Here is a 5,889-nt window from a genome sequence, read left to right as displayed (position 1 = left end):
TGTCAGGAATCAAAGGGAAGCACTTTTTTTTTTATCAGCTGGAAATTTCACCGGCAATTCTTTGTGAAAAATTTGCCGCTTTATTCGGTAGTTTTTCATTGTTTAAAACAGCAGGCGGGGTCGCAGATTTTATCGTCCGGTCCGGGATCGAGCAGGCGCACGATCATATGCCGGATGTGCTTTGGCGTTCTGAACTGGCCGTTCTGTCCTGCGGTAGCCAGCTTGCCCAGCATGTATTCGTACAGATCCCCCTGCATGTCCAGATCTTTGATGTCGTGTTCGTAAAGCTCGTCCAGGCCCGTAATGATCTTTTGCAGCACCTGCGGAGTCGGGATTAAAAACAGAGCGTCCTGCATGTAGCGGGAAAAAGATGAGTTATTCTCGCCGTTCATGGCTTTTATAAACGGAAATACTTTTTGGCCGACAATATCGTAAATTTTACGGGAGTCCATTGTCTTAAACCTGCTCCAGCGCATGGCCTGCCCGTCTTTATTCTGATGAAATATCTTGGGCAGCGTTTCTCCGCTAAGAGCTTCGGTTTGTTCTGTTTCCAGTTCCTTCTCGTCTAGCGACCGTATGAACATCAGGTAGGTAAGCTGTTCGATGACGGTCAGGGGGTTGGTGATCCCACCCGCCCAGATGTCAGTCCATATTTTATCAACCTTGTTGCGGATTTCGCCCGTGATCATTTTTTGCTCCTTACTGTGATGATAAAATCTAAAGTTATGGCGGTTTCATTGATACCGTCTGTAGCTAGTTCTTTTTTAGTATGACAGGATAAAAATTTCATAGTAAAGATAGGCCTTAACGTTTAGTAATCAGAGTGGGTAATGCAAGCTGTATTAATCTTACATCGGCAGTTTAACAAATTTTAAAAACTAATGGAATTCCTTTTCTGCTTCCCTTATTATAGAATCGACTTTCCCAACAGCTTTTTGCGCTTCGTCTATTTTTATATGGGGCTTCAGTTCATTTATTCTTATTGCCCTTATTAAGGCATTTTGGTTCCTGCCCTCTTCCAGTGTTACATATAATGCTGTAGCTAACCGTTCCAGTTCAGCAACACTAAGTCCTGATAACTTTTCTGAGATAAAAATAATTTGCGGTTTGTATTTTTGAGAGGTTTTCGGATAAAGTTCCTGTAACCTTTCCGCAGCCTCGCCGGGAAGATACGACGGGCCGTATGGATATGGCTTGCTTTTTAGTTCGACAAGCAAATTGCTTCTCATAACAGCGAGCTCATCCCTTAAATCAAAAGAAAAAGGCCCGTGTTTATAAAGAATAAAATCAAAGTTAAGTGGCACACCCAACATTTCTTGTAGAAAGTAAAGACTTTTTTGTATGTGGGTTTCACCGCACCAGCTACCGTTATCGCCCATATTTTTAATTAAGGATACTACCACTGCCTGGCGCTTAGTGCCTTCCATAAAGATTAATCCTCCAAAGAAAAAGTTTTTATAATGTCAGACCTGTTCTTTTTTAGCCATTCGCTGGATTCCTTCAATAAATCGGGTTTAATGAAAATATAGTCAAAAGAAGGAACGGGGAGTCTTTGGATAATATTTGACAGTTCGTATGATGTATAGATTCGTCCGTCACTGTGTAAAACAGGAAATCCTATGTCGCTGTCTTTAGCCGTATATGTATCTCTTTTTTGTAATGCTCCCTTTTGACAATCCGGCGGGCAGGACCGTATCCTTTTCCGGATTCTATTCTTGCCGCCGCCAGGAGCGCCGCCAGGACCTCATTATCCGTTATCTTCAACAATTCTTCAATATTTATTGGAAACCTGCCTTCAGGTAACCACTCAATTAGAAAATCTTTTAAATGAATATCATAAATTCTTCGTACATGATGAAAATACATCTGTGAATACATAAAGTAACGGGCTAACAGCAGAGCTTCCGCAGAATGGAGTCCGCCTTCTTCAATACCAAGAGCAGGTTCAACGGAAGCGTGTTCTTCACTGGTAGACATGGGTAATATTCGCACAGGATTGCTTCCCAGTTTGTTAAATCCTTGCACTTCTTAGGGCCAACTGCCAGCTTAATAATATCTTCCGAACGAAGCGGGGGTGTCATTCCTTCCCAGATATTTTTCATTTCTTCGCTGCGGATTATCTCAATAGTGAGAAGTTCATGATCTCACCCTTCCGGCAATAACTCCTTCTCCGCAGCGTGGGAAAACGGCAGGTGACCCAAATCATGACAAAGCGCCGCCATGCGAAGAACACTGCGCCAGTATCCAAGTTTCTTTTTTGTCACTAATTATTTCAATAATATCATATATAAAAAAGGGGTGAAAAAAATGAAAAAAGCTACTACCAGTTGGGTGGTTACAGGACTTGGCGCAGCGGTTACGACAATTGGAGCGACTGCCTTAAGCGGCCCGCTAGCTGCAGGAGCGATTGGTTTCGGGGCCGCTCATATTGCCCTGGGGCTGTTGGATATGGCACGCAACAGAAGATAGCCCCCGGTTCTTTTTTGCGCCTTCGGGCGCACTTTTTTTATAGATTTAAAGTATTTGTATAAATCAAAACCATTTCGGGAAAATAAAGACAACGTCCTTTTATGGACGTTTGACAGAAGCGGGAAGTTAAGTTCACTTTGTGTGGATCTTTCCGCTTCATATTTTTATTTAAGGACAGGCAACAACCAGCCTGTCCCGTCCGGCAAGGTCGCATAGACATTCATACTTCCATCCGGAGATATCCAGAAAAGACGCAATTTCCTTTCCTTGTTCCGGGCCTATCTCCATTAAAAGAAAACCGGGCTTCGTTAAATAACATAATGATTGGGGAATCAGCCGCCTGTACAAATCCAAACCGTCCGGACCTCCGTCAAGCGCTTCCCTGGGCTCGAACAGACCGACATCAGGCATCAGGCTGTCTATCTCAGCTGATTTAATATACGGCAGGTTTGCTGTGATTAGGCTAACCTTTCCCTCCAGTCCCAAACCGCCCAGGGGCGCCAACAGATCTCCCCGGCTAAAAACAATCTTTCCCCCGACTCTGTGAACACCGGCGTTTCTTTTAGCAATTTTAAGGGCGCAGGGAGATATATCCACGGCGTATATTTTGGAAAGCGGAAGTTCCTTAGCCAAACTAACCGCAATGTTTCCGCAGCCTGTTCCTGCATCAGCGAAAATTACAGGCTTGCCAGGCCAATAATTTGAATAAAGTTCAAGAGCTTTTTCAACCAAAAGCTCGGTTTCCGGCCGGGGGATTAAAACATCCCGGCATACTTCAAAATCCAGGCCCATAAATTCCTTGCGGCCTGTCAGATAAGCCACAGGTTCACTTTTTCCCCTTCTTTGCACCAGCTTGCAGAATGCGTCTTTCTCCTGTGGACTTAACTGGCGCTCACCTTCCCGGTACAGACCGGCTATGTCCATACCCAGGCAATGGGCTAAAAGAACCTGGGCGTCAAGATAAGGGGTTTTTATGCCTTGATCATTAAGATAGGCCCTGGCCCAGGCCAGCGCCCAATTTATACTCCTGTTCCGGCTTTTCAACTTACACGGCATAAGATCAGACACTCAGCTGCTGAAGACGCTCATACTGGTCAGCTTCCATCAAATTAGCTATAATATCGCTCAGCTCACCGATCATTATTTCGTTCAGGCGGTGACTTGTATAACCGATCCGGTGGTCGGTAACCCTGTTCTGGGGGAAATTATAGGTCCGTACCCTTTCGCTGCGGTCCCCGCTGCCTACCTGAAGTTTGCGCATGCTGGCGGTCTTTTCCCGCTGCTCTTCCTGAACACGGTCAAGCAGCCTGGCCCGTAATACTTTCATCGCTTTGTCCTTGTTTTTGTGCTGGCTTTTTTCATCCTGGCAGCTTACCGTAATTCCCGACGGGAGATGGGTAATTCTTACCGCTGACTGTGTTGTATTTACCGACTGCCCTCCCGGCCCCGTGGAGCAAAAGATATCAATACGCAGGTCTTCAGGGTTAATATCCACATCAACTTCCTGTGCTTCCGGCAAAACCGCCACTGTCGCAGCGGATGTATGGATACGCCCGCCGGATTCAGTAGTCGGAATCCGCTGCACCCTGTGTACCCCGCTTTCAAATTTCAGCCTGCTGAACGCTCCCTTCCCCTCGATAAGGAAAATGATTTCTTTAATTCCTCCAAGGTCAGTAGGGCTTGTGCTCATTATTTCACATTTCCAGCCCATTTGTTCGGCGTAGCGTATATACATACGGAACAGATCCGCCGCAAACAGCGCCGCTTCCTCACCGCCCGTTCCGGCTCTGATTTCCATGACCACATTTTTCTCATCGTCCGGATCCCGGGGCAGCAGGAGAACACGCAACCTTTTTTCCAGCAAATCCTTTTTTTCCAGCAGCTGATTCAGCTCAGCCTCGGCCAGTTCCCTGAAATCCTCATCCTCAACATCCCCCGCAAGCATCTCTTTTGTTCCCTCTATCTCCCGGAGGACTTTTTTATAATCCCGGTACAGGGCTACCACGTCGTTAAGTTCCGAGTGGGCTTTGACATACTGCTGCCAGTGTTCGTAATCGGCGATAATCTCGGGATCCCCGATTAATTTATTTAATGAGTCGTAACGCTCTTCCAGAGCGTCAAGTTTATCGAACAACTACTTCACCCTCTTTAGGTAAGACCGCCTGCAGTGCTGAAATGGCCACCTCAACCTGCTCCCTGTCCGGCTCCCCCGTGGTCAGCTTCTGCAGCCAGCGCCCCGGACCGATAAACAACCGGCAGATAAAAAAATTCTGGTATTTGGCCGAAAATTTGAGCAATTCATAGGAAAGCCCGGCTAAAACCGGCAGCAGCACAATCCGGGAAAGAACTCTCCATAAGAAGTTTATATCAGGAAGAAGTGAAAATAAGAAGATGCTTAAAACCAAAACAATAAGTATAAAACTGGTTCCGCAGCGGGGATGATAAGTTGTGTGTTTTATAACATTGCCGACTGATAACTCATCTCCGGCTTCAAAGGTGTTGATTACCTTGTGCTCAGCGCCGTGGTACTGAAAAACCCTGCGGATATCAGGCATCCGCCCAACGCCGTATATATAAAGGACAAAGACCAGGAACCGTATCGCTCCCTCGATCAGATTCTGCAAAAAATTGCCTTTGACGCCAGGCGCCAGATAATGAGTGATCCCGGTGGGCAAAACGACAAAAAGAAATATGGCCAGGGCAAAGGCGACCAGAAAGGTCAGTGCCATCTCCCAGCCTTTTATTTCCTCTTCCTCGCCTGTCGCTTGTTCCGCCGAGAAGTTCAAGGCCTTTAAGCCAATTATCAGCGACTCGAAAAGCACTATTGTGCCGCGTAAAAAAGGCCATCCGAGGATTGGTATTTTTTTAGTGACTGAACTTATCGGGTTTAGATCCAGGGCGATACTCTGATCGGGACGCCGTACGGCAACAGCCCACGTACGCTGTCCCCGCATCATTACACCCTCAATAACAGCCTGGCCTCCGTATTGAACAGAGCCCATCAATTAAAACCCCTTATCAGGCCTTTCTTAAGTTGTTTCAAAACATTATTTCAGGCCGTATTTTTTACGGAAACGATCCGCCCGTCCGCCTGTTTCTACGGTACGCTGCGAACCGGTATAAAAAGGATGGCACTTGGAGCATATTTCAACACGTACTTCCTTTTTGGTGGATCCCGTTTCAAATGTCTCACCGCAGATGCAGGTTATCTTTGCTTTGTGATACTGGGGATGAATATCTTTTTTCATCTAAAAAACTCCTCTTTATTACTTTGAGACCTTAAAAATTATAGCACAAGGGGTCGGCCTTAGCAAGAATCTTTCCTTATCTGACAAGCATTTTTGGAGTTCTTTCTGATATCTGTCCTGAAAATAACTACCCTGCATCCTCCTCATGGCGCTGCGTTATACAGGCATGGGG

The 5,889-nt window shown here is 46.0% G+C and carries 7 protein-coding genes and 1 pseudogene; all 8 read right to left on the bottom strand.

Translation table 11 applies throughout. The annotated features are described in order from the left end of the window. Positions 1-110: 110 nt before the first annotated feature. Positions 111-689: pseudogene (locus DEH07_08700) on the bottom strand (DNA methyltransferase). 189 nt (positions 690-878) lie between these two features. Then, the gene (locus DEH07_08695; protein HBY04580.1) at positions 879-1,427 is read right to left on the bottom strand and encodes a hypothetical protein; all 549 of its coding nucleotides are present in this window, start codon (positions 1,425-1,427) and stop codon (positions 879-881) included. Between the two features lie 190 nt (positions 1,428-1,617). Then, entirely contained in the window at positions 1,618-1,977 is a 360-nt protein-coding gene (locus DEH07_08690) for a hypothetical protein (protein HBY04579.1), read from the bottom strand. Positions 1,978-2,144: 167 nt separating this feature from the next. After that, the gene (locus DEH07_08685) at positions 2,145-2,264 is read right to left on the bottom strand and encodes a hypothetical protein (protein HBY04578.1); all 120 of its coding nucleotides are present in this window, start codon (positions 2,262-2,264) and stop codon (positions 2,145-2,147) included. 373 nt (positions 2,265-2,637) lie between these two features. Beyond that, positions 2,638-3,525, bottom strand: coding sequence for a peptide chain release factor N(5)-glutamine methyltransferase (gene prmC / locus DEH07_08680; GenBank protein ID HBY04577.1), 888 nt, complete (start codon positions 3,523-3,525; stop codon positions 2,638-2,640). Positions 3,526-3,529: 4 nt separating this feature from the next. Then, positions 3,530-4,603, bottom strand: a complete 1,074-nt coding sequence (locus tag DEH07_08675) for a peptide chain release factor 1 (GenBank protein HBY04576.1) — start codon at positions 4,601-4,603, stop codon at positions 3,530-3,532. Further along, complete coding sequence (locus DEH07_08670; GenBank protein HBY04575.1) at positions 4,593-5,471, bottom strand: DUF1385 domain-containing protein; 879 nt, start codon at positions 5,469-5,471, stop codon at positions 4,593-4,595. The genes DEH07_08675 and DEH07_08670 overlap by 11 nt, the downstream gene beginning before the upstream one ends. Before the next feature lie 45 nt (positions 5,472-5,516). Beyond that, positions 5,517-5,717 carry a 50S ribosomal protein L31 gene (locus DEH07_08665; protein HBY04574.1) on the bottom strand — a complete coding sequence of 67 codons (201 nt, stop codon included), beginning with the start codon at positions 5,715-5,717 and terminating at the stop codon, positions 5,517-5,519. Between the last annotated feature and the right edge of the window lie 172 nt (positions 5,718-5,889).

The organism is Desulfotomaculum sp., assembly GCA_003513005.1.
Taxonomy (GTDB): Bacteria; Bacillota; Desulfotomaculia; order Desulfotomaculales; family Nap2-2B; genus 46-80.
Note: the sequence above shows the minus strand (reverse complement) of the source record. Positions and strands in the feature narration are given on the sequence as shown.

Excerpts from the sequence above, each read along its gene's own strand:
- DEH07_08670 (HBY04575.1), bottom strand. The coding sequence starts at position 5,471 with ATGGGCTCTGTTCAATACGGAGGCCAGGCTGTTATTGAGGGTGTAATG.
- DEH07_08665 (HBY04574.1), bottom strand. The coding sequence starts at position 5,717 with ATGAAAAAAGATATTCATCCCCAGTATCACAAAGCAAAGATAACCTGC.
- prmC (HBY04577.1), bottom strand. The coding sequence starts at position 3,525 with ATGCCGTGTAAGTTGAAAAGCCGGAACAGGAGTATAAATTGGGCGCTG.
- DEH07_08690 (HBY04579.1), bottom strand. The coding sequence starts at position 1,977 with ATGTCTACCAGTGAAGAACACGCTTCCGTTGAACCTGCTCTTGGTATT.
- DEH07_08695 (HBY04580.1), bottom strand. The coding sequence starts at position 1,427 with ATGGAAGGCACTAAGCGCCAGGCAGTGGTAGTATCCTTAATTAAAAAT.